Annotated in this window: 33 protein-coding genes and 1 pseudogene; 27 read left to right on the top strand and 7 right to left on the bottom strand. The window is 22.5% G+C overall.

Translation table 4 applies throughout. The features are described from left to right. The first annotated feature begins 1 nt into the window (after position 1). Positions 2-175 carry a hypothetical protein gene (locus ACXUB0_RS07455; RefSeq protein WP_458258284.1) on the top strand — a complete coding sequence of 58 codons (174 nt, stop codon included), beginning with the start codon at positions 2-4 and terminating at the stop codon, positions 173-175. A gap of 408 nt (positions 176-583) precedes the next feature. On the opposite strand, the gene ACXUB0_RS07460 is transcribed toward ACXUB0_RS07455, so the two are convergent. Continuing rightward, a complete protein-coding gene (locus tag ACXUB0_RS07460) occupies positions 584-1,270 on the bottom strand; it encodes a phosphotransferase (protein WP_458258285.1) in 687 nt (228 codons plus the stop codon). Between the two features lie 199 nt (positions 1,271-1,469). On the opposite strand from ACXUB0_RS07460, the gene ACXUB0_RS07465 reads away from it, so the two are divergent. Genes ACXUB0_RS07465 through ACXUB0_RS07475 form a run of 3 tightly spaced genes read left to right on the top strand, consistent with a single transcriptional unit; the run spans position 1,470 to position 2,758 of the window. After that, positions 1,470-2,003: a cob(I)yrinic acid a,c-diamide adenosyltransferase gene (locus ACXUB0_RS07465; RefSeq protein WP_252320873.1), complete on the top strand. Its 534-nt coding sequence runs from the start codon at positions 1,470-1,472 to the stop codon at positions 2,001-2,003. After that, the gene (gene rdgB / locus ACXUB0_RS07470; RefSeq protein ID WP_458258286.1) at positions 2,003-2,596 is read left to right on the top strand and encodes an RdgB/HAM1 family non-canonical purine NTP pyrophosphatase; all 594 of its coding nucleotides are present in this window, start codon (positions 2,003-2,005) and stop codon (positions 2,594-2,596) included. The genes ACXUB0_RS07465 and rdgB overlap by 1 nt, the downstream gene beginning before the upstream one ends. Before the next feature lie 9 nt (positions 2,597-2,605). Beyond that, positions 2,606-2,758 carry a hypothetical protein gene (locus ACXUB0_RS07475; protein WP_252320877.1) on the top strand — a complete coding sequence of 51 codons (153 nt, stop codon included), beginning with the start codon at positions 2,606-2,608 and terminating at the stop codon, positions 2,756-2,758. Positions 2,759-3,022: 264 nt separating this feature from the next. Here the strand turns inward: ACXUB0_RS07475 and ACXUB0_RS07480 are convergent. The 5 genes and pseudogenes from ACXUB0_RS07480 to ACXUB0_RS07500 all read right to left on the bottom strand — a co-directional run bounded on the left by ACXUB0_RS07480 (position 3,023) and on the right by ACXUB0_RS07500 (position 6,694). Beyond that, positions 3,023-4,143 (bottom strand): IS3 family transposase gene (locus ACXUB0_RS07480; RefSeq protein WP_458258287.1). Its coding sequence is split into 2 segments (ribosomal slippage): positions 3,023-3,900 and positions 3,900-4,143, totalling 1,122 coding nucleotides; the frame shifts between segments, so codons are not numbered across the junction. 75 nt (positions 4,144-4,218) lie between these two features. Next, a pseudogene (locus ACXUB0_RS07485) lies at positions 4,219-4,599 on the bottom strand (ISNCY family transposase); the annotation flags it as partial. A gap of 166 nt (positions 4,600-4,765) precedes the next feature. Further along, positions 4,766-4,894, bottom strand: coding sequence for a hypothetical protein (locus ACXUB0_RS07490; protein WP_458258288.1), 129 nt, complete (start codon positions 4,892-4,894; stop codon positions 4,766-4,768). Between the two features lie 707 nt (positions 4,895-5,601). Next, positions 5,602-5,769 (bottom strand): hypothetical protein, encoded by a 168-nt coding sequence (locus ACXUB0_RS07495; protein WP_458258289.1) that lies wholly within the window; start codon positions 5,767-5,769, stop codon positions 5,602-5,604. A gap of 289 nt (positions 5,770-6,058) precedes the next feature. Further along, positions 6,059-6,694, bottom strand: a complete 636-nt coding sequence (locus ACXUB0_RS07500) for a hypothetical protein (RefSeq protein ID WP_458258290.1) — start codon at positions 6,692-6,694, stop codon at positions 6,059-6,061. Between the two features lie 142 nt (positions 6,695-6,836). On the opposite strand from ACXUB0_RS07500, the gene ACXUB0_RS07505 reads away from it, so the two are divergent. The 3 genes from ACXUB0_RS07505 to ACXUB0_RS07515 all read left to right on the top strand — a co-directional run bounded on the left by ACXUB0_RS07505 (position 6,837) and on the right by ACXUB0_RS07515 (position 8,972). Then, entirely contained in the window at positions 6,837-8,111 is a 1,275-nt protein-coding gene (locus ACXUB0_RS07505; RefSeq protein ID WP_458258291.1) for a hemolysin family protein, read from the top strand. A 75-nt stretch (positions 8,112-8,186) separates the two neighbouring features. After that, positions 8,187-8,411: a hypothetical protein gene (locus ACXUB0_RS07510; protein WP_458258292.1), complete on the top strand. Its 225-nt coding sequence runs from the start codon at positions 8,187-8,189 to the stop codon at positions 8,409-8,411. 159 nt (positions 8,412-8,570) lie between these two features. Beyond that, positions 8,571-8,972: a hypothetical protein gene (locus tag ACXUB0_RS07515; RefSeq protein WP_458258293.1), complete on the top strand. Its 402-nt coding sequence runs from the start codon at positions 8,571-8,573 to the stop codon at positions 8,970-8,972. Between the two features lie 62 nt (positions 8,973-9,034). Here the strand turns inward: ACXUB0_RS07515 and ACXUB0_RS07520 are convergent, their stop codons facing one another. Next, positions 9,035-10,129, bottom strand: a complete 1,095-nt coding sequence (locus tag ACXUB0_RS07520) for an Mbov_0401 family ICE element transposase-like protein (RefSeq protein WP_458258806.1) — start codon at positions 10,127-10,129, stop codon at positions 9,035-9,037. A gap of 894 nt (positions 10,130-11,023) precedes the next feature. On the opposite strand from ACXUB0_RS07520, the gene ACXUB0_RS07525 reads away from it, so the two are divergent. The 20 genes from ACXUB0_RS07525 (at position 11,024) to ACXUB0_RS07620 (ending at position 22,292) form a co-directional block, all read left to right on the top strand. Further along, positions 11,024-11,185, top strand: a complete 162-nt coding sequence (locus ACXUB0_RS07525) for a hypothetical protein (protein ID WP_458257487.1) — start codon at positions 11,024-11,026, stop codon at positions 11,183-11,185. A gap of 2 nt (positions 11,186-11,187) precedes the next feature. After that, positions 11,188-11,652 (top strand): hypothetical protein, encoded by a 465-nt coding sequence (locus ACXUB0_RS07530; RefSeq protein ID WP_458257488.1) that lies wholly within the window; start codon positions 11,188-11,190, stop codon positions 11,650-11,652. A 2-nt stretch (positions 11,653-11,654) separates the two neighbouring features. Next, entirely contained in the window at positions 11,655-11,948 is a 294-nt protein-coding gene (locus ACXUB0_RS07535; RefSeq protein WP_458257489.1) for a hypothetical protein, read from the top strand. A gap of 4 nt (positions 11,949-11,952) precedes the next feature. After that, the gene (locus ACXUB0_RS07540) at positions 11,953-12,114 is read left to right on the top strand and encodes a hypothetical protein (protein ID WP_342266587.1); all 162 of its coding nucleotides are present in this window, start codon (positions 11,953-11,955) and stop codon (positions 12,112-12,114) included. After that, on the top strand, positions 12,114-12,398 hold the full coding sequence (locus tag ACXUB0_RS07545) for a hypothetical protein (RefSeq protein ID WP_458257490.1): 285 nt from the start codon (positions 12,114-12,116) through the stop codon (positions 12,396-12,398). The genes ACXUB0_RS07540 and ACXUB0_RS07545 overlap by 1 nt, the downstream gene beginning before the upstream one ends. Positions 12,399-12,519: 121 nt before the next feature. Next, positions 12,520-12,675, top strand: coding sequence for a hypothetical protein (locus tag ACXUB0_RS07550; protein WP_458257491.1), 156 nt, complete (start codon positions 12,520-12,522; stop codon positions 12,673-12,675). Beyond that, positions 12,675-12,848: a hypothetical protein gene (locus ACXUB0_RS07555; RefSeq protein ID WP_458257492.1), complete on the top strand. Its 174-nt coding sequence runs from the start codon at positions 12,675-12,677 to the stop codon at positions 12,846-12,848. Before ACXUB0_RS07550 ends, ACXUB0_RS07555 begins: the two co-directional genes overlap by 1 nt. Then, positions 12,848-13,084, top strand: a complete 237-nt coding sequence (locus ACXUB0_RS07560) for a hypothetical protein (protein ID WP_174480108.1) — start codon at positions 12,848-12,850, stop codon at positions 13,082-13,084. Before ACXUB0_RS07555 ends, ACXUB0_RS07560 begins: the two co-directional genes overlap by 1 nt. 131 nt (positions 13,085-13,215) lie before the next feature. After that, positions 13,216-13,401 (top strand): hypothetical protein, encoded by a 186-nt coding sequence (locus tag ACXUB0_RS07565; RefSeq protein WP_458257529.1) that lies wholly within the window; start codon positions 13,216-13,218, stop codon positions 13,399-13,401. Further along, positions 13,401-14,225 (top strand): hypothetical protein, encoded by an 825-nt coding sequence (locus ACXUB0_RS07570; RefSeq protein WP_458257528.1) that lies wholly within the window; start codon positions 13,401-13,403, stop codon positions 14,223-14,225. The genes ACXUB0_RS07565 and ACXUB0_RS07570 overlap by 1 nt, the downstream gene beginning before the upstream one ends. A gap of 15 nt (positions 14,226-14,240) precedes the next feature. Then, positions 14,241-14,399 (top strand): hypothetical protein, encoded by a 159-nt coding sequence (locus tag ACXUB0_RS07575; RefSeq protein ID WP_458257360.1) that lies wholly within the window; start codon positions 14,241-14,243, stop codon positions 14,397-14,399. A 34-nt stretch (positions 14,400-14,433) separates the two neighbouring features. Continuing rightward, positions 14,434-14,622 carry a hypothetical protein gene (locus ACXUB0_RS07580; protein WP_174481134.1) on the top strand — a complete coding sequence of 63 codons (189 nt, stop codon included), beginning with the start codon at positions 14,434-14,436 and terminating at the stop codon, positions 14,620-14,622. 1 nt (position 14,623) lies between these two features. Continuing rightward, positions 14,624-14,809: a hypothetical protein gene (locus ACXUB0_RS07585; protein ID WP_458257413.1), complete on the top strand. Its 186-nt coding sequence runs from the start codon at positions 14,624-14,626 to the stop codon at positions 14,807-14,809. 17 nt (positions 14,810-14,826) lie between these two features. After that, positions 14,827-15,204 (top strand): hypothetical protein, encoded by a 378-nt coding sequence (locus ACXUB0_RS07590; RefSeq protein WP_458257496.1) that lies wholly within the window; start codon positions 14,827-14,829, stop codon positions 15,202-15,204. 16 nt (positions 15,205-15,220) lie between these two features. Continuing rightward, positions 15,221-16,420 (top strand): hypothetical protein, encoded by a 1,200-nt coding sequence (locus ACXUB0_RS07595; protein ID WP_458257497.1) that lies wholly within the window; start codon positions 15,221-15,223, stop codon positions 16,418-16,420. Between the two features lie 14 nt (positions 16,421-16,434). Beyond that, on the top strand, positions 16,435-18,132 hold the full coding sequence (locus ACXUB0_RS07600) for a hypothetical protein (RefSeq protein ID WP_458257527.1): 1,698 nt from the start codon (positions 16,435-16,437) through the stop codon (positions 18,130-18,132). Between the two features lie 3 nt (positions 18,133-18,135). Next, positions 18,136-20,208 (top strand): hypothetical protein, encoded by a 2,073-nt coding sequence (locus ACXUB0_RS07605; protein WP_458258294.1) that lies wholly within the window; start codon positions 18,136-18,138, stop codon positions 20,206-20,208. 4 nt (positions 20,209-20,212) lie between these two features. After that, the gene (locus ACXUB0_RS07610) at positions 20,213-20,335 is read left to right on the top strand and encodes a hypothetical protein (RefSeq protein ID WP_255495889.1); all 123 of its coding nucleotides are present in this window, start codon (positions 20,213-20,215) and stop codon (positions 20,333-20,335) included. 18 nt (positions 20,336-20,353) lie between these two features. Further along, positions 20,354-21,589, top strand: coding sequence for a hypothetical protein (locus tag ACXUB0_RS07615; RefSeq protein WP_458257525.1), 1,236 nt, complete (start codon positions 20,354-20,356; stop codon positions 21,587-21,589). After that, positions 21,537-22,292 carry a hypothetical protein gene (locus tag ACXUB0_RS07620; protein WP_458258295.1) on the top strand — a complete coding sequence of 252 codons (756 nt, stop codon included), beginning with the start codon at positions 21,537-21,539 and terminating at the stop codon, positions 22,290-22,292. The genes ACXUB0_RS07615 and ACXUB0_RS07620 overlap by 53 nt, the downstream gene beginning before the upstream one ends. Positions 22,293-22,297 lie beyond the last annotated feature (5 nt).

Here is a 22,297-nt window from a genome sequence, read left to right on the forward strand (position 1 = left end):
AATGAAATATTGAGTAAAAGAATTTATAAATCAAATAAAAAATAATAATGAAATTTGCGCAAACTGTGATTATAAAGAAAATTTACAAAAAAATATTACTTCAAATGATAATTGTCAAATTGTAAATGATGAAAGAATGCCATTGTTACAAGAACACGCTTCAAATTTCAAATAATAAATGTATAGTTATTGAAATAGAATCAAACATTTCAGCTGTTAATAATATAGTAGAAATAAATTTACAAGGAAAACAAATTGAACAAAAAAACAGACTACTAATAAATTACCTAATTATGGTTCAATTTGTTAGAACCTGTTTAGGATCTTTTTTAACTTATTTTTGATTAAATTAATATCATAAATGTTATTTTATAGTTGAAAAATAAATTTTTAATCGATAAGTTGTCAAATGATAAAATCTTTTTAACAAAAAAATGACAAAGAAAATAAAATGTTAATTAACTGTCAGGTTAGAAATAATTATTCCCTTTTTTAGTTTAATTATGTTTAAAAGATTCCAAACAGGTTCTTAAGAAGTTAAAACTACATAATCAGACTTAAAATGATGAATTATTTAAATAACTTATTTTAATAGATTAGTTAATTTACTTTCACTAATTTCTTTATATATGTTTAAATTAGTTTGTTCGTATAAATAACAAGCTCAATAATATCAAATTAAATTTTGATAATTCATTCATTTTTTAGTAATAATTATTTGTTCATTATTTAAATTAAAACAATTAAATCAAGTATTAATTTCGGTTTCAGAAGTTAAACTTTCAGAAGCAAAAGAGGCAATATCAAATAATTCATCATTTCAACAAGCAAAATCTCAATCAATTAAATATCAACAATTATTTTTTTTAACAAAATTATTTAATGTTAAATCATTATGAGATAAAATAATTGTTGTTGGTTGATAAGTAGCAATTCATTTGATTACCTCACTGGTTATTTTTTCTAAGCAAGGATTACTAGTAGTTAAATTACAGTATAAATTAAGTTGTTCTAAACCTTTTCAAGTTTTAATTAATGATTTATTATCAAATTTAATATTATGTAGTTGTTTTACCAATGATGAAATTTGTTCTAATATTTGTTTATTAATTATTTGTTCGCTTAAATTAATTAAATTATGATAATATGGCATTAAGGTTAATAGTTTATTATTATTAATATTGACTTCATTAATAGGTAATGTAAATTTTTTTGATTTAATTAATTTAATAACATTAATTTGATTTGTAAAATTCAAAAAAGGTTGCAAAATATCTTTAGATTGTTTTAAAAAAAATGTTTATTTACTAAAAATAAGTCATTGGTTAAACCTTTTGTTTTTAATAGTTCTAATTGATATGGTGGTTTAATAGTTTTAAATTTCAAAATGACACCTCTATTTTGCTTGTATTGTCTGTAATAAAATTATACAATTTATTAAATAAAAAATATTGAAAGTAAGTGATAGTATGTTAAAAAAAGGTTATATTCATATTTATAAAGGTGAAGGAAGAGGTAAAACCTCAATTCTTAATGGTATGGTAATTAGAGCATTGGGTAATAATCTTAATGTTAGTTACTTACGTTTTTTAAAAAATCGTCCTTCTGGTGAAATTAATTTTTTAAAACAAAATACTAAACTTAAAATTGAAAGTTTTTATGAATCTTCGCAAAAATTTTTTTGAGAAATGGATGAAGAAGAAAAAAATAAATTAAAACAAGAAACTAATTATGGTCTTACTAGATTAAAACTGTTAAGTCAAAATGATAATACTGATCTTATTGTTGTTGATGAAATTTTAGGGTGTATTCAAAATAATTTGATTAAAGAACAAGACTTAATTGAAATTTTAAAAAATAAAAAATCACATATTGAAATTGCATTATCTGGTAGATATGCATCTTTTGCCTTAGAGCAATGTGCTAATTTAATTAGTGAAGTTAAATCAATTAAACATTATTTTGAAAAAGGTCAAATTGCTCGTGAAGGGATTGATTATTAATGACTGCTAAAACCTTATGGTTTGCATCTAATAATATCGGTAAAATTAATGAATTAAAGAGTATCTTACAGACAAAGGGATATAATGTCAAATCAATGTTAGAACTTAATTCTCCTCTTGAAATCAATGAAACAGGTACATCATTTATTGAAAATGCAATTTTAAAAGCAACAACACTTGCAAAATTAGTGAATGGTCCTGTAATTGCTGATGATTCAGGGTTAGAAATATTAGCTTTAAATAATTTTCCTGGTATTAACTCAGCACGATGAAAGGGTGAAATGTCCTATCATGATGCAATGTTAGACATTTTAGAACAAATGGAAGGTGAAACTAATCGTGCAGCAGTATTTATTTCTGCTATTGCTTATGTTGATTTTGATCATAAGATTACTAAAGCATTTATTGGTAAACTTGAAGGTGAAATCACTACTGAGATAAAAGGTAATGATGGTTTTGGTTACGATCAAATATTTTATGTTCCAGTAGTACATGCTACTTTAGGTGAATTGTCATTGGCAGATAAAAATAAAATTTCTCATCGTAATTCAGCAATTCAGCAATTATTAACATTTTTACAAGAACAAAATTAGATAGTTAAAATGAAAAATAAAAAGGATGGTTTAATTCTTTTTTATAGTTTTTCTTTTTTAAAAATTGAATTTTGTTTAGAAACTATTTTAAATAATAGTTTAAGTAAAATAGATAAATTAAAAAAAATTAGTAAAGATACTATGTTAGTTATATCATTTTAGTAATAGTTTACTTGTTTATTTTTTAGTGATATTTTTAAAAAATGAAAGAATGTTTTATATAAAAAAATAACGCAAAATGAAGTTGATTCATTACAAGAAGTAGTTGTTATTGGATTTCCTAGAACATATAATACTTTTGGTAATACTGAACTTTAATATTAAAACATAGTATTAGTTTTGATAGTTTTTTAATATTCAAGAAATAAATGAAAATGGTAAATGAGATTTTACTATTAATAGTTGGAATGGCAACACTTTTTAGGACTATTTTTTGGTAGACACTTGTTCTTGATATTTGATAGGAGTTAAGTAGTTTAAAGTGCTGTGGATTCTTATGTTGTTGTATCAATTGATATAATCAAATAATTCTAATTTTAATTGGATTAATGATGTAAAATTTTTATCATTAATAAATTCAGTTTTGAAAGTTTTAAAAGTTGCTTCAGCAACAGCATTGTCATAAGGACAGCCTTTTTTGCTTAAAGATCTAGTTATGTTGAATGCTAATAAAAGTTTATCAATCATTTTATTGTTAAATTCATTACCTCGATCACTATGAAATATTTGGATATCTTTTAAACAGCGATTTGATTGCATAAATGCTTGATATACTAGTAATGCATCTTTTTTAACTCCAACACTATGTCCAATAATTTCGCGGTTAAATAGGTCTATTAATAGGCAAATATAGTTTCATTTACCATTAACTTGAACGTAAGTTAAATCACTAACAATAACTTCATTTTTAACCCTATTATTAAAGTTTCTATTAACAAGATTGGTTATTTGACTATTATTGACTTTATTATGATGATTTTTGAATGATAATTTAGTGTATTTTGATATTAAATTATGCTTATTCATAATTTCTTTAATTTTTCTTCTTGATAAATAAATTTCTTGGTTTTCTAAAATTTTTTTTAATCTTCTAGCACCATAAACTTCTTTATTTTCTTTAAAAGCACTAATAACAGCTTCATCATACATATTATTTTTGATTTTATTTTCTTTTTTCTTTAAGTTAAAATAATATGTTGATTTAGATATTTTCAAAAAACGACACATTGTGCGAATTTTATATTTAACTTTATTTTTAGCAATAATTTCTACTTTCTGCCTATTATTAGTGCTGCTTGCTTTAAAATATCATTTTCCATTCTTAATTGTTTTAATTCTTTTCTTAATTTAATTAATTCATTTTCTTCAACAGAACGATTATCTTTAGTTTTAAAACTACCTGAATTAGTAAATTGCTTAATTCAATTATAAGTAGCTGCTCTTGTAACATTGTACTCTTTAGCAAGACAAGACACTGACTTACCGCTTTGATATAAAGCTACTATTTGTTTTTTAAATTCATCTGAATATGAGTTAATATTGGCCATAATTATACTTCCTTTCTTTTCACTAATTTGTTCACTTGTCTACGTAATTAGTGTCCAATAAAGTGTAACCCATCCATTACTTGCATCCATTTGAATTAATTCACCAAAATTTGTTCTACGATTTCTTGTTGGATGTAAGTTATTTTTCTTATTTTTATGTTTTTTTGGTGAAGTGAGTTTTTCTTTAATTAATATAGTATAAAGTGTGCTATATGAAATTTTAATTTTTTCTTCATTAATTAATTTCTCATGGAAATGTTGAAAATTAAAATTATAATATTTGGTTTTATACAAGTTTATAATTTCATTTTTAATTTTAATATTTGTTGCTTTATTAGAAATTTTATTACGTGATTTATGAATAAAACCAATTTTACCTTCTCTATTAAAAATTTGAATTAATTGATTAATTCTTCTAATAGTTAAGTTAAGTTTACTTTTAGCTTGATGCTTAGAACCTGTTTGGAATCTTTTAAACATAATTAAACTAAAAAAGGGAATAATTATTTCTAACCTGACAGTTAATTAACATTTTATTTTCTTTGTCATTTTTTTGTTAAAAAGATTTTATCATTTGACAACTTATCGATTAAAAATTTATTTTTCAACTATAAAATAACATTTATGATATTAATTTAATCAAAAATAAGTTAAAAAAGATCCTAAACAGGTTCTTAGATAATTTTTTAATAGTAATGTCGTTTATAATCTTATATTTATATTTTTCTTTCATAGTCATGCTTCTTTCCATATTTATCACCAAGTATATTTAACTTCACTTTTGGGAAATTTTTACTCGATAACTAATAGGAAATTATCACTAAATAATGACAAAGTAAGTATTATTGTTGACTAATATTTTGCAAGTGTTAAGATTAACATACAATTGCATATTGAAGTCTAAATTATTCTCGTCTAATCTTATAATTTAAAGACAATAATTGAATGTTATAGACAACATCGGTATGCTTCCTAAAATTTTAAAGGTTATTTGGAATTTGTGTTTATTTAACAGTGTAACTTTCCAAAATAATTTAATTTTTTGATAAATATTTTTAGGAAATTTTCATTCGATATTGACATAAAAAATAAACACGTATCTTAGTTATATCAATTTATAAAAAATGGAATAATCAATATTAAGAAATAAAAAAGTAAAAGAAGATAATTATATATCTTCTTTTAAAAATTATATAGTTTTTTTAGCAGCAGTTTTTAAGAACCTGTTTGGAATCTTTTAAACATAATTAAACTAAAAAAGGGAATAATTATTTCTAACCTGACAGTTAATTAACATTTTATTTTCTTTGTCATTTTTTTGTTAAAAAGATTTTATCATTTGACAACTTATCGATTAAAAATTTATTTTTCAACTATAAAATAACATTTATGATATTAATTTAATCAAAAATAAGTTAAAAAAGATCCTAAACAGGTTCTTATCCCAATAATCAATCTTTAACTAATTGTGGCATTTCACTTATTAGTTTTTTTATAATCATTAACAGCATTTTCTAATATATCAATATCAGAAAATTTAAAACAATTTCCTATATCTAAATCAAAATCTCTATCAATTTTGATATTATTTTTTCTATATTTTTCATTAAATTCAATTTTTGTCATATTATTTTTCTCCTTTATTAATTTTTTCATTTAACTTTGCTAATTTTTTTTGGTGTTTTATAATTTTTTTATTTGCTCTAAGAACCTGTTTGGAATCTTTTAAACATAATTAAACTAAAAAAGGGAATAATTATTTCTAACCTGACAGTTAATTAACATTTTATTTTCTTTGTCATTTTTTTGTTAAAAAGATTTTATCATTTGACAACTTATCGATTAAAAATTTATTTTTCAACTATAAAATAACATTTATGATATTAATTTAATCAAAAATAAGTTAAAAAAGATCCTAAACAGGTTCTAATAGATTACCTGTGATTAAAGCTGTTAGTTGATCAAAAAACTGATTTGGATGATTATCAATAGTTCCTCATTCTTGGCCAACAGTTATTAGTTTACCTTTATTAACAATAAAAACAATTGGTAAAGCTTTAAATGCTCTTTCTTTATCAACAGGATTTTGAATTTCCTTGACAGCTGAATCAGCAACAGGTGCTGAACTATTATCAGAAATTTTATGGTCAAGTAGTCAATGATAAATTTGTTGTTGTCAACTAATTTTTTTATCATTTCAAAATTGGTTAACAATATCACTACTAGGGTTGGCATAAGGAGATTTTTCATAAATTTTAATATCAATAGTCCCATTAGTAGTAACACTGTTTATTTCAGTTTTCTTTTCTGTTAATCAGTTATCTCATTTACTTGGTACATTATTATTTTTGATTTGCATTGTGTGTAAACGGTCAATAATTTGCTTAGAAAGTGGATTATCAGCAGCACCAAGTATGCCAAAAAAAGCATGACCACTATTAACATCACTAATAAATTCTTGATATTTTGAATCATCTGTACAAGCACTAACTTGTAAACTAGTTGTTGTGCCTATTATTAAGGCTGCTATTAGTCCAAATTTTTTACGCATTTATTTTCATCACCTTCAATATAATATCATAAAGTTATATGAGTAATAAATTAATAATTAAATATAACGTACTAAGTATACTATGTTATAATCTTAATAACAATATAAATATAAAAATCAAAAGGAGTAGTTTTTTTTCTATATGGACAGTAATTGGTATATTTATTTAATAATATTGCTAGTTTTATTATTTTTAAGTGGTTTTTATTCATCTGCTGAAACATCATTAACTTCTTTAAATGTTATAAGAATTAAATCTATTGGTAAATTACGTAGTAAGAAAAGTCGTCGTGCTAATATTGTATTTAAGTTAGTTAAAAATTATAATGTAACTTTAACAACAATTTTACTTGGTAACACAGTAATTAATGTTGGAATTGGTACTTTAAGTACCATATTATTTATTGATTCTTTTCATGTTTCTCCTACTTATGGTCCTTTAATATCAACTTTAGTTTCAGCAATTGTTGTTTTAATTATTGGTGAAATTATACCTAAAAGTGTTGCAAAATTACATCCCGAGACAATAGCTTTAAATTATGCATATATTTTGTATATTCTTAATATTATTTTTTATCCAATAACTTTTATTGTTACTTTATTTCAATTTAAAAGTAAAAAACCAATAAGTTCTGAACAAGAACTTATTGAATTGATTTCAATAATTGAAAGAGAAGGAGTTCTTGAAAAAGCAGAACGTGATTTAATTGAATCTGCAATTAAATTTGATGAAAAATCAGTTTTTCAAGCTATGCATCCCAAAAGTAAAATTAAATATATTTATGATGATACGCCACCTAAAGTTATTAAACATCTATATTTAGAAGAAAAATATAGTAGAATTCCTGTTTTAGATCATGTTAATCAAAATGTAATTGGTATTTTAAATATTAAAGAATTTATTATTAATATGTTAGAAAATGAAAATCCAGATTTATTACAATTAATGTTACCAGCAATTTTTATTTCTAAGCGTACTAAGTTAAATGAAGCATTGGAAATTTTACAAACCGAAAGAATGCATATGGCTATTGTCTGCAATAATAAAGATAAAAAAGATTTTAATGGTATTATTACATTTGAAGATATTCTTGAAGAATTAGTTGGTGAAATTTATGATGAAACTGATGAAATTGGATTGATACAAGAAATAGGAACACATAAGTTTCGTGTTGATGGTTCTTCAAAACTTGAAGTATTATTTAAACGTTATTTAAAAAGAAAACCTCCAAATTATAATAAACAAACTGTCCAAGAATGATATATGTTTAAAACAAAAGTAAAGAAAGTAAGGAAAAATAGTCCACTTTTAAAATTTCGAAATTTTTCATTTAAAGTTATAAAGGTTCGCAAAGAATTTGCTGTTTTTGAAGTTGAAATTTTTACTAATAAAAAAATTAAAAATAAATGAGAATAGTTAGTGCAGGATTTTTATTTAAATGCTACAATGTAAAATCATAATTATAATTATGATATGAAGGGGAGGCTAATTATGAAAAAAGGTATTAAATTAGTAACTATGATTACAGCATTAAATCTTGTAACAGTTAATGGTTTAATGTTAACGTTTTCTCCAGACAGTGATCATTATGTCTATTTAAATAAGCATGATGCTAATGCTAGTTTATTAAAATGAAAACTTTCACCAGAAGATGCAAAGATGGTAAAAAAATATGAATATAAAATGGGAGATTGTCAAAAATCCGTAATAAATTAATTCATATAGCCTTATTATTTTTTAGACAAGAAATAATTTGGATTTTTATGTAATTGTAAATCTATATTACTATTTTTTAAAAGATATTTCAACTAAAATACTTATAATTAAGTTTAATAAATGTTAAAATTATGAAGTAAATTTAAGGAGATTTTAAAAATGACAATTAAATCACTTAAAAAATTACAGTTAATAACTGTATTATTGTTTATTTTAACTATTTTAATTATTATTGCAGAATTATTATTACTAGGTTTATTTCATGGAAAAGAAGTAGTAACTATTAAAAGTAATCATTTAGTTAAAAATACAAAACCTTTAATATATGAATATAATGGTTTTACTTTATGAAGTAAATATAGTTGATATTACATATTAACTAATAACAATATTTGCCTTAATAATTTTGGAAGTTATTATATTATTCATAATTATTATAATTATTCTTTATTATCGTTAAAAATTGCAATTATTTTTTTTTACAATTGTAGTTCCAATTTTTATTTCTATAATTTTGTCATTAACATTTTTCATTATTGGTTTAAAAAGGAAAATAAATAATAATAATTTTTGAGATGCTATTGCAAATTGTGAAATAATAAGTAATTATTACATTCATTAAATTATGTTTCTAAATTTATTTTATTACATTTAAAAATAACCATTTTAATATAAATTGAAATATTATATGTTCTATTACCAAGCATTTCTTTTAAAACATGTCAAATATTAGTTTCAGTAAAACAACCAATATTTCACTTTGCACCTTGATTTTCAATACCTTGTTTATTATTTTTAAAATATTGTTTTTTTAATTTTTTATGATTATCTAATTGGTTATATAAATAATCAATTAATTGTTGATATTGACCATTATTAATTAAATATTTACAATGATTATATTCGTTTAAATATTTTTCTTTATTTCCAGCCATTATTCCAAGATATAATGTTCTAATTAAATGAAATTTATCTAAAACAAACTGAGCTCCTAAATAATCAGCAACTTCTTTAATTCATCCTGCACTATCACCACAAATAATAATTTTTGCTTGTTCAATGTTTTCATAAAATTTTTGACAATGTTCTTTAACAAAAACAGCAGTTTTTTTAACTCCAATTGCTGTTTTTGTTGGTCTTATAATTGCCTTTACTCTTTTATTTTGTACTTTGTGATTAATATTATCTGTATATGTTACTATTAATCTCATAGAGTGTTTTGTACCTTTACGTTTAAAATCTCAAAATTTTCGATGTCCATCATCAATTGCTACAAAAATAGGTTGATTTTTTTCTAATTTTACTTTTACTGGATTTGCTTCATTTATTTCTAAATTTTTAAAAACTCTATGAACGCTACTAACACTAATACCTGCCTTTTTACAAATCGCACAAATATCACGATATCTTTTTCCATCAGCAAAATTTTCAATAATAGTATCTTCGATATCTTCGCCAATTCTTTTATATTTTGGAAGTTCCATTTTTTCATCAACTAAACAAACACGAACTAATTTTTGTAATTTTTCATCAAAATATTCATAAATTCTTCTTTTATAAGTTACCATTCCATATATTGTTTTTCTTGTTCGATATTGATAATCAACAATTTTATATTTCTTTTTATCTCTTGTATTTTTTATTCTTCAATCTCATTTTTCTCATTTCTTTGTTATATGTTCTAAAATTAATTGGGAGCGTGGCGAAGATGTCGGTAACTAAAAAGTTTTAAAAATAGCTCCTTTCTTTTTTTACCCTTGAATTAAAAATAAATTACAAAAGACGAGAATAAAAATCTTGTCTTTTTTTTGTAATTGTAAAATTTTAAAATTTTTATTATTAACACTCTTTAAATATCTACTACACGCAGTGACCAAGTAGGAGAAAGTTAATAATTAATAACCCTCTTTAACGCTATTATCAACACGTGTTAGGGAACTAAAAAAGTGAACTACAACACAGTTGTTAAAAATAGTAGCTAGAGCATGTGGACTTGCATGAATAAATAAAAAGTGGAGTGATACCTAATAAAATATACTAACCATTAATGGTAATTCTTGGGGTGGGAGCGAATTGGAAACTAGTATATATAGACCTGTTGTAGGGACCTATTGTATTAATTCTATTCTTTATTTAACCAACCTTGCCACTCCCCAGTGAGCAAGTGTTGGTTTTATTTTTTATTTTTTTTGAAAAAATTTTTGGGCGAGAAAATAAATTTCAAACTTGTAAAAAAAATTGAGCGGTGCCGGTTCAATTAAAATATTAATTTGTTTAACACAAATTAAATAAATATTGAATCGAATGCCTCAATGTTTTTTAAAATTTCACAATTTATTTTTGAGCCCAGAATTTCTGGAATGAATAAAACTAATAGTATTAATAATATAAAAATCAAAATATATATTCTTTATGCTAGAAGCAACAGAATATATTAGAAAGAATTATTATGAAAAAGTATTTTTGTTGAACATGTAAACAACATAAATTAGATTATTTATTCTTTAATACTAATGATATAAAAACAAGAAAATATTTTTTAAGAGATAAAAATAGTAAAGCAATTTGTTATGACTGTATTTTAAATATTAGGTTAAGTAGGAGGTATAAATATGGATAAACAAAAATTAATTAGTTGATTAAATTTAATTTTAGATAGTGATATAGAACAATATAATAAAGAAAAAGACATATATTATTTAAATAAATTAAAAGGTTCAATTGATATTATTAAAATTTTAATTAATAAAATACAATGCAGAGAATTTGATTAATAATGAAATATGAATTAATTATTGGAATTGACCCTGCTGGTATTGGTAATAATGGAATTGTTATATATTCAAATGAAACTAATAATATTGTTTTTAATGAAACATTCAATACATTAACTGTTTTATGAACTAAAAATATTTATAAAGAAAAATTTCAATTAATTAAAGAAAAATTTATTGATAAAAAAATATTAGTTATTGTAGAAAATTTCTTTTTAAATTCAAAACAATTATTAACTAATCCATTAGCAACTCCTAAAATTATTGGTTCATTAATGGTATTAGTACAAGATGTTATGAATTGAGATTATCTAGAAAACCAACCAAAAAATAAAAATAAAATAACAAATTATAAAGGAAATATAAAATTAACAAAACATGAACAAGATGCATATAAGCATATTCAATATTATTTAAAAAATCATAAAAAAATATTAATTTTTGACAATTATTTAAGGAAATTATAAAAATGAAAGATAAAACAAATTATGTCAAATTAACAGTAAAACTTAGTAACACTATTGAAGCAAAATATTACGAAAAAGGTAATAAAGAATTATATTATAGTGTTCGTGGTCAATGAAATGGATTAAACTATGTTACTTTAATTTTTAATAAACCAAAACTTTATAGACGCTGTATTTTATTAAACAAAAACGATGAAATTATAGTAACTGGTGAAATCTTTAATACTTTAAATATTCCTAAAAATCGTGCATTTTGTTCAATTAATGTTAAATGATTTAAAAAATGAAAAGAGTAAAAAAATGATATTATGAAAAATTTTATTAATAGTACCGATATTAATAACAAGTATAACACTAATAATATTTTTAATATTTATTATTAAAGAATTAAAAAATGAATATAAAGTATTGAAAATATTAAATGAAATTGCTAATCAAATTGAAAATAAGGAGAAAAAATAATGAATAGATGTACATTTAGTCAAACTACTAAATTTACTAGTTTAATACCACCACATGATGAAAATTTTGAACAAATACAATGTGAAAATATAACAGAAGAGCAATTTGATGAATATGGTAGAGCATACTGTAAAGAACATAGAATTAAAGTTGATGAAATTAATAAATCAAGACATAAAAATTGTATTAATAAAGAAAAATTACTTGAACATATTAAAAATATAAATTTTAAAGGAATTTTTGGTTTATTAATTAAAAAAATAGAAAACGGAGAAATTAACTAATGACTAATTGTAAACATGAAGATGTAAGCATTGAATTAATATTTCGTTGTAATGATTGTTTAGCTGTTCAATTTCAACATCCAAAAAATAATAAGGAGAAATAACTAAATGAAAATGTGTAATGATTGTAAAGAAAATTATAATTGACCAAATTGTCAAAATTGTTTTAAAAATAATGATAATAAAAACTAATAATTGAAATATAACAATATCAAATCATGATGAAGCAGATAGTTTATTAATTGGTTGATATTATTTAAATAAGGAGAATAAATAATGAATAAAGAACAATTAATTAAATATTTAAATCAATATTATAAAAATATGGAAACTGATAATGAATATCACTTTATGGAATTTAAAAATGAACAAGATAAATATACACATTACGGGATATTATTAGCAATTAATACTATAAAAGAAAAAATAGAAAATGGAGAATTTGACTAATGATAATATTACCTACTTTGTTTGAAAATAAAGATGAAATTGAAATATTATCACCATTTCCAAAAGCAATTCATACAAGTAATGATATTAGAGCAATTATTTTAAGACAATACCCAAATGTTAAATCAAAACACATAATTGTTTCTGACCCCGAAAGTAATGTTGCATTAATAGTTGGTGATAATGATGTATATCAAGGTTGAATTAAAGTAACAATTAAAAAATTAGAAAATTAAAGGAGAACAAATAAATGCAAAAAGAAAAAATTAAAATTAGAAATTATGAATTTGAATTAAATTCTTATGTAGTAGATTCCTTATTAGATGTTATAAGAGAACTGATAAAAACAAATAAAGGAGATTAAATTATGTTAGATGAAATTTTACAAGTCATTTTTGATAAAGCAGATAAAAAAGAGTTAATCGATACGATAGAAAAGTTAATTAATGTTACTAACAATCGTTCAGAAACAAAAAAATGACTTATTATAAATTTTGATAAAACTAATTATGTTTTAGAAAAATTATTGAATATGAACGGAGAAATTAAATAATGCCAAATATAGAAAATCAATCAAATTATACATTAACTAAATTAATTAGAACTGGTATAAGTCCTATTTGTGCAATGATTGGTACAAGTGCTTATTATGGTCAAGTAATTGCAAATCCAGTATTAGGTTCAATTAATAGTTTATTATTTGGTAAAAAATTAGGTTTAGATATTTGAAATTTAAATCAAAGACCAAATACTAAAACAAAATTAATTAATAGTTCTAAAAAAATATTACTAGGTTTAGGAACAATCGGTTTAGCAAATTATAGTAAATGAACAGAAAATAATATTAATCCTATTATTCCAACAAAACCAACTCCAATAACTACTACAACTACAACTGAGGGTCCACCATGATTATTGTTAGATAAACAAGATAATCAGTCATTAATGGATTGAGATACATATATTAGTTTAAATGCTTATGGTATTTCAAATCTTATTAGTGGATTAACTGAGTTAATACCTAATAAATTTGAAACAATAAGAAAAATTTGTAATATGTCAACTGGTGGATGTTTGATTAGTACTGGTGTTGCTATGGGTATAAATAATAATTTTAATAATGCTTATGCAGTACCTACCATTATTGCTGGGGCATCTGAAATTATTCATAATTTATTACCTATGGAAACAAATCATCATGTTGAAGAAATGCAAGAAACAACATTTAATAATGAAACTACAAGATTAATTAATGATAATAGATTTTCAATTAATAGTGAAACAACCAGTCAATACGGTAGTGATAATATGAGCGAAGTACCATTAAATACTGATAATGCTTCATTAAATTGAGATTACAATCACATGAGTTTATAAAGGGGGTGAAAAGCAATGAATAAAGAAAAAATAATTGAATATTATAATCAAGAAATACAATCATATAAAGAAAGAATGGAACAATTAAATAAAGAAATATCTGTATTAGTAAAAATTATAAGTAATTCACAATCAATGATTGAAAGAATTAATGGTGGTCAATTTGATGAATAATTAAAAAATAAATAATTGAAAGGAAAATATTGAGATGAAAGAATTTTTACATGAATTAATAATTATTGGAACAAGTGTTGGAACATTAATTTGCAGAGAAATTATTGTTTTATTAAAAAGATTTATTACAACTCCAAAACATGTTAGAGCAAATAACAAAATTATAAAACATCAAAAAAAATTAGCAAAATTAAATGAAAAAATTAATAAAGGAGAAAAATAATATGACAAAAATTGAATTTAATGAAAAATATAGAAAAAATAATATCAAAATTGATAGAGATTTTGATTTAGATATAGGAAATTGTTTTAAATTTTCTGATATTGATATATTAGAAAATGCTGTTAATGATTATAAAAAACTAATAAGTGAAATGCCACAATTAGTTAAAGATTGATTATTGGGATAAGATTAGGAGAATGTTAAATGTTAGAAAATGAAAATAATGTTCAACAAACAACTGAACCTTTAACTGAAAATAATGCTTCTTCACAAGAAATAGAAAATAAAGTTAATGAAGCAGAAAATAAGTTAAATAAACTTAATCAAGAAATTAAAGAAAAAGAAATTATTAATATATTTAAAAAATATCAAGTTAAAACTGAATTTTATGATTATTTAAAATTTAAAACAAGTAATATAGAAAATTCAAAAATTGAAGAAACTATTAAAAAAATGATTAAAGAACAACCAGTATTTAAAGAAACAATTAATACAGGTGGCAAACCACAAACAATAATAACAAATCAACCAAATTCAATAAAAAGTACATTATTGGATTATAAAAATAAAAATAAATTATAAGGAAGGAAAATAAAAAATGGCAGTACCATTCAAACAAAATTTAGATAATACCGAAAAATTAGTAGAAGCACCAGAATTTATAGAATTTTTTAAACAATCAAATAGTCCGTGGGCAAGTTTTTTTCCTATCGAAATGGTTAATTCAACAAGAATTGAATTTATAGTTAAAAAACCAAAAGACCCAAAAGTTAAAGTTCTTCAATGAAATGATAAAAGTAAAAGAATAGATGTTGGATATGCTGATACAGATAAAATTATTAAAGAAATTACAGAAGAAGCCGTTGCTGGCGAAACAATTGCAGCAAAAGATTTATTAGCAGAAAATGGTCAAAATTTATTACAAAGTATGCAATATGAAGTTGCTAATGATTTAGCAGATTATTTAGCTAATAACAATACTAATGTAATTGCAAAATATGCAATTAAATTTATGATTGAAAAATCAACAGAACCAAAAGCACAAGCAATTAAATATGTAGAAGCAATGTTGGGGGCATGAAATACATTATTTCAATATAGAAATATTGCAAATTGTAGATTCTTTATTACTAATTCTCTTTATGATAGTATAGTTTATTTGGCAGATAATAAAGGTTTAATTACTGATAATGAAATTGCACAACAATTAAGATTAAATGGTAATGATTTATATATTAAAGGTGTTTTATGTCAAATTGTAATGGATGACTATATGACTTTTAAAAATGATAAAAATGATGATGAAATTATGTCATTTGTTTTAGCAACACCAAGAGCAATGAAAAGATATATGTTGCAAGATACAATTATTTATGTTCAAGAAGTGGCAGATGGTAAAGTTGGAAGAATGTATTTAGTTGGTGGAGAAGTTACAGGTCAAGCCATACCTTATATTTCTAATAATGAAACAACATCACGTTGAATGGCATGTGGAATTATTAATACTGATAAAACTGATTTAAAAACTAAAATTACAAATTTAACAACTGATATTACTGCAAATGTTAATAACAATAATAGTGAATTAAATACACAAATAAAAAGTACTAATGAACTTAAATCATTAAATCCAAATTTAACAAATCCAACTATTAAATATTTTAGTGACGCACAAGGAAAAACTAATGTAAGTAATCAAAAACAAAAAGCAGGTGACTTATATATAACTATTACTGCAAATGTTAATGACTTAAATTATAAAGGAACAACAAATCCAATTAAAATAACTCTTAAATAAAGGAAATTAATACCATGCCAATCGGTACAACTAGTACAGCAATACTTTTAAACATAAATAAACCAAAACATACTAGAACAAGTAACCAACAAGAAAATAAAAGTTTTTGATGAGAAATTTTAGAAATGATTGGTGTACAAGTTATAGCAGTAGCACTTGCTCCTTTTACTGGTGGATTAAGTGAAAGCGTAGCACTTGGATTAGGTGCAAGTGATTTAATTGCTAGTATTAGTGCTGTTGGTGTAGAGTTTTTAACTGATTTTACTATTAATCAAGTTTATGATTATTTAAAAGGAAATGTAACAAAATTAAATACTTTCTTTAATATACTTCCTGCATTTGCTGGACTTAATAAAATTAGTCGTGGTTATCGTACTACTAAATTTATTAAATTAGCAGAAAAAACTAAAACATTAGAACAAGTTGGAATTAAAGAAGCAAAAAACTTACAAGAAATTATAAGTCAAGTAAGTGGAAAAGAAATTTTAACAGATAAAATTATTGGTAATAAACGTTATTTAATGAATTATAGTTTTACTCCTAATCGTGAAACAGTATTACGAGATTTAGGTTATGTTGCTGAAAGACAATATAAAAATAATTTTCAAAAATTAGAAGCACAAGAGTTAAAAGATTACTTATTATTACAAAATACATTAACAAAATTAAGTCCTCAATTAACTCCAAAGTTTAAAATTAAAGATATTGAAAAAGCAAATAATTTTTTAAAAAAATATAATACTGATTTAAAAAAAGTACTATCTATGAATCAACATGATTGATTAAATTTAGTTCATACAATACATACAGAAAATAGATATGGAAAAACTTTAATTTTAGATTTACAAAAAATTCGTGCTAATGCTATTAAATTTAATTTTAAAAAAAGTTCAATTCATAAGATTGTTTTAAATGCAAATAAAATTTTTAAATATTTGGATATTAGATTTTATTTAAAAAAAGGTTTAAATAAATTTTGAAAAAATACATCATATTTTGAAAAATTACGAGAAAGTATATATAAATTACAAGAAAAATTTGAAAAGTTAGAAAAGCAAGCATTTGAAAAAATTAAAAAATTAAAAGAAAAAGCAACTGATTTATTTACTAGTGCAGAAAAAAGAGCAATTAAACATGCACAATTAATTCCATTAAATTCACCAGTATTTATGGGTTGTAAAATTCAACCTTTATCATTAGATAAATGTGCAATTACTATTTATTATCGTAATCCTAAATATAAACCAATTACAGTTGTTGATAGTATTCTTAAAGCAGAAACTTTTGTTGCTCAAATACATCCATTCCATTGATATCGTTGATATAGTGGTTGATACATTGGTTATGGAGTTAATCAAAATAAATGATTAAAAGCAATAGCATTTGCTCCGCCGGTTGTTCAACAAATAATTAGAGATAGTTTTAAAGTATATAGAGAAATATTTAGAATCGTAAGAACTTATCATAAAGTAGCAAATGTTATTAATAATCCTATTGAAAATATTAATAAATCATTTAAAAGTGTTGGTTTAAAATTTTCAGTAAATACTGTATTTGGTACTGGATTATTACATCATTTAGAAAAATTTGCATATAGTCAAGTTGTAAAAAAAGGTAAAAAGAAATTACAAAAAGAAATTATACATATATCACATAGAAAAACTAAAACAAAAACTAAACATTATAAAAAAGCATTTTTTAAGGAATGATAAAATATGATTAATAAACTTTGAACTGGTGTCAGTCTAGAAAATTATAATAACTGATATCCATTAACTGGAAAAATTACAGAAACACCACAGCAATATATACAAACATGACCAAATGTTAATGATTGATTTAAAACTTTTGCTATTCGTGCTCAAAATGATATTAATGCTTATCTTGGTTTTATTTTATCTAAATTTCCTTTTGATAGTTTTAAAGATGAATTAATTAAAGAAACATTAAGAGATATGGTTTTTGTAACCGCTGAACATTGAGTATTTAATCGTACACCAATTGAATTTAATGTTGATGCTACTATTCAGTTTAATAATGGTAGTCAATTTAGTGCAAATAGTATTCCTACAATTAATGTTTGAGATTTAGCACCAAGTAGAATGAAAATATTGGCAAGACTAACAGAATTAAAACAAATATTATCAAATTATAATGATGATGAAATAGATGTTGAAAAAATTGATTTAAAATCATTTTATACTAGAAATCAAGTTGATGAATTAATTGAACAGCAAAAAGAATTTACATTATCAAAACAAATTAAATTATATGATGATTTAGTTGATGATAATGAAAATGAAATATATAGAGGTCCTGTTAGTAAATTTGTTAATAAAGGTTATGTTGCAACTGATTATGATAAAGAAACTGAAACAATGATTTTAGATTGACCTGATGAAATTGGTACATTACCACCCGAAGCATTACAAAATAATCCACAAATTGGTGATTTTACTCATGCACCAACTTGTGATTTTTCGGCTAAACAACAAAAACGAATTACTACTAATGAAAATGAAATTACCAAATTAAATACTGAATTAATTAAAGCAAATGAAAATATTAATGATGTTAAAAATAATTGATTTAATATTGAAACTAGTCCTTTATGAAAAAAAGTTGAAAATAATAATATAGAAATATTTAAATGATATTTTATTAAAATCAGTTATCAATATTCAACAGAAAATAACTTTATGAAATTTTATAAAGTAATTAAAATTTATTTAAATAATGTTTTTAATAAATTTGAATTGCTAAATGTTGATTCCATGACGTATAGTGAACAAATCCAAAATAAAACAATTTTAAATACCGGAACAATTTACTATAACAATAAAAAGAAAGAATTTAGTGGTGGCGGTAATTCTTATCCTGAACGTGGAAAAATTAATTTAATTGGTGATATAGAAGAAATATATCAATATCAAGGAATAGATACACCAACTGAATTTATAGCAGAAGAAAATACTGAACGTGATTATTATACAAAACTAGAAACTAATAATTTATTAGATAAAAAACAAGATAAATTAATTGCTGGTGAAAATATTAAAATTGATGAAAAAACTAATACTATTAGTGCTACTGGTGGAAGTGGTGAATCATTATGATTAATAGACCCTAATTCGCCTAATATTATTCAACCTAAAGAAAAAAGAATTATTACTTCAAATAATACTAGAATTGTTTATATAGCAGACCCTACACAACCACAAGATGCTGTTAATTTAAGAACATTAAATAAAAATATCCCAGATTTAACTGATTATTATAAAAAAGAAGAAGTAGATAAAGAATTAGAAGATAAAATAGATAAAACACAATTTCAATATGCTTTTGTTCTCAATACTTTTGGTACTGAAATTGCTAATTTAGAAACTAAAGATAAAACTATTGTTGGTGCTATTAATGAGTTAAAAGAAAAAATAAAAGATTTAAAAATTGGTAAATGAAAAGATGTAGCCTTTAATATTAGTACTACTGGTATAAAAAATCAAGAAATTAGATATGATTGTAAAGAAAATAAATTATATCGTATATGATTTAATTTAAATCCAAGACAACAAAAAATAATATTACCAGATATTTATACATTTACTGATTTTGTTTATTCGTTAGGTTCTGGTATTCCACAAACTGTAACAGTATATAGTACTTATATAAAAGAGGGTGGAAGATTACAATTATTATGTTCAAGAAATGAAAATATTGATGTTTTTAAATGAGAAGACATGAATATTAGTGGTGGTAATTTATGAAAATTACAAGAATTGCAGGAATAATATTATGTTTTTTAAAATAATAAAAATTATTTTAGGTTTAATAGGAGTTTTATTATCTTCTGCTGTTGCTGGTTTAATTATATTTATTATAGTAAAAATTGTATTAAAAATTAATCAAATATTTTAAAAAAAGGTGGTGAATATTATGTTAGGTAGATTTTTAAGAAGAGATAAAAGCACTAATAATGAAGAAAAAACTAAATTAACTTTTTTAAAAGGTAAAAGTACACATGCTTCTATTTTAAGTTATTTTGGTTTTAATGATTTTAATCATGAAACATATTTTACTGATTTTGTAGCAGAAAATAATGCTAATTTATATAATGCTCCACTAGATATTAACAATGAAACTATTAAGCAGTATTTAATTCAACAAGAATTTTATAGAAAAAATTGAAATTCTATTTTTAAATTAAGTAAATTGGGAATTAGTGGTTATTTAATTTTTATTGCAAATGATGACTTATATTTTCAAGTAGTTGATATACAACAAAGAGTTTATGATATTACTGGTAAATTAATTCAATGTACTATTTTTTATGATAGTTATCAACAAAATGCACAAATTGTAAGATTATTTGAAGTTTATACATTAAATAATGAACAAGTAACTATTAATCGTGCAATTTATAGTGTTAATGATAGCAAAAAACAATTTCCACTAGATTTTAAATCGTTCATTAATAACCCTAATTTAGCACAAGAACAAATACTAAATATTAACTATATACCAATAGCAATTATGCGAAATAAAGCAAATGAATTAGCAGATTGTAATAAAGTAATGGATAAAATTAAAGCATTAGATGTTATTTATGAACAAATTGTTTTAGATACAATTTTAAACTCACCAAAGTTTATTTTTAATTCAACTTATGGTAATGTAAAAGATTTATTAGAAGATGCTGTAAGAATATTAGTTACTAAAAATTATATTTTTAAAAGTGGCGGAGATAATAACGAACAAAACGAAAATATCAATATGACAAGTAGTAATTTTAAAGGTAAAAATTTGACTGATATATACGATTGAAATGTTAATGAAATATTTAAACGTTGTGGCATTCATATTCCAAGTCAAAAGAAGTCAGCACAACAATCAGTTCCCGAAAGTACAGCTGTAAATATTTCAACTATTAATTATATTGAACAAAAGTTATGACAATTTAATATTGATATTCTTAAATTTATTCAAATATTAGTACGTTTAGATAAAGATTTATTAAATAGTAAAACATTTAACATTAATGATGAACAAGAAATTAATAATTTAACAGTGAGATTAAAATTATTTAATCCCGAAAATAACCAATTAATAGGAGAAAACAATGGACAATCAAAACAACAAACCACAAACGAAGTTTCCACAGAAACAAACTAAACTTAATCAAGCAGAAGTAGAAAATGATTATTTAATTGACAATATTCCTTATGACTTTACTAATCTTATGAGTAGCAAAGGTGACCCTGAGCTTAAAAGAGCATATGATGAATTTAAACTAAGAACTTTATATATTTATGAAATTGAACGTTTATTTAAAAATAATGAAAATAATAATTTAAGATTTTCAGCAAATACTATTAAAATTGGTTTTATTGATATTGATAAAGTATTAAAAACTACTGCTGCTGAAACATCAGACTTTACTATGCAATTAAATCAAAGAGCAAGTACAAATATTAATGATAATACTATTGAATATAGTATGACTGATATTAAAAATTTAATATTTCAAGAAATAAATTTATTAAATCAATTTAAGTTATATGCTGTATCTATTAATGAACCATTAACTGAAAATAATATTGATAATTTATATATCATTAATAACTATTCTCAACCTTATCAAAATCCAAAAACAAGAAGTACTAAAAGTATTACTATTATTAAAATTAAAGATTTTAAAACAAGAGATGGTTATCCAATTATTATTAAATTACAAAAACCATTAGACAAAGATACAAAAGTAATTGGTTTAAAAATTAAAGCCCCTAGAAGCATGATTTTCGGCAATATAAAGGTACTTGGTGAAGTTGACAATATGGAAGTATACCCACAAAGTTATTTGTTAAAGATAAGATAGCATTT

It is taken from the genome of Spiroplasma endosymbiont of Dactylopius coccus, from assembly GCF_977110965.1.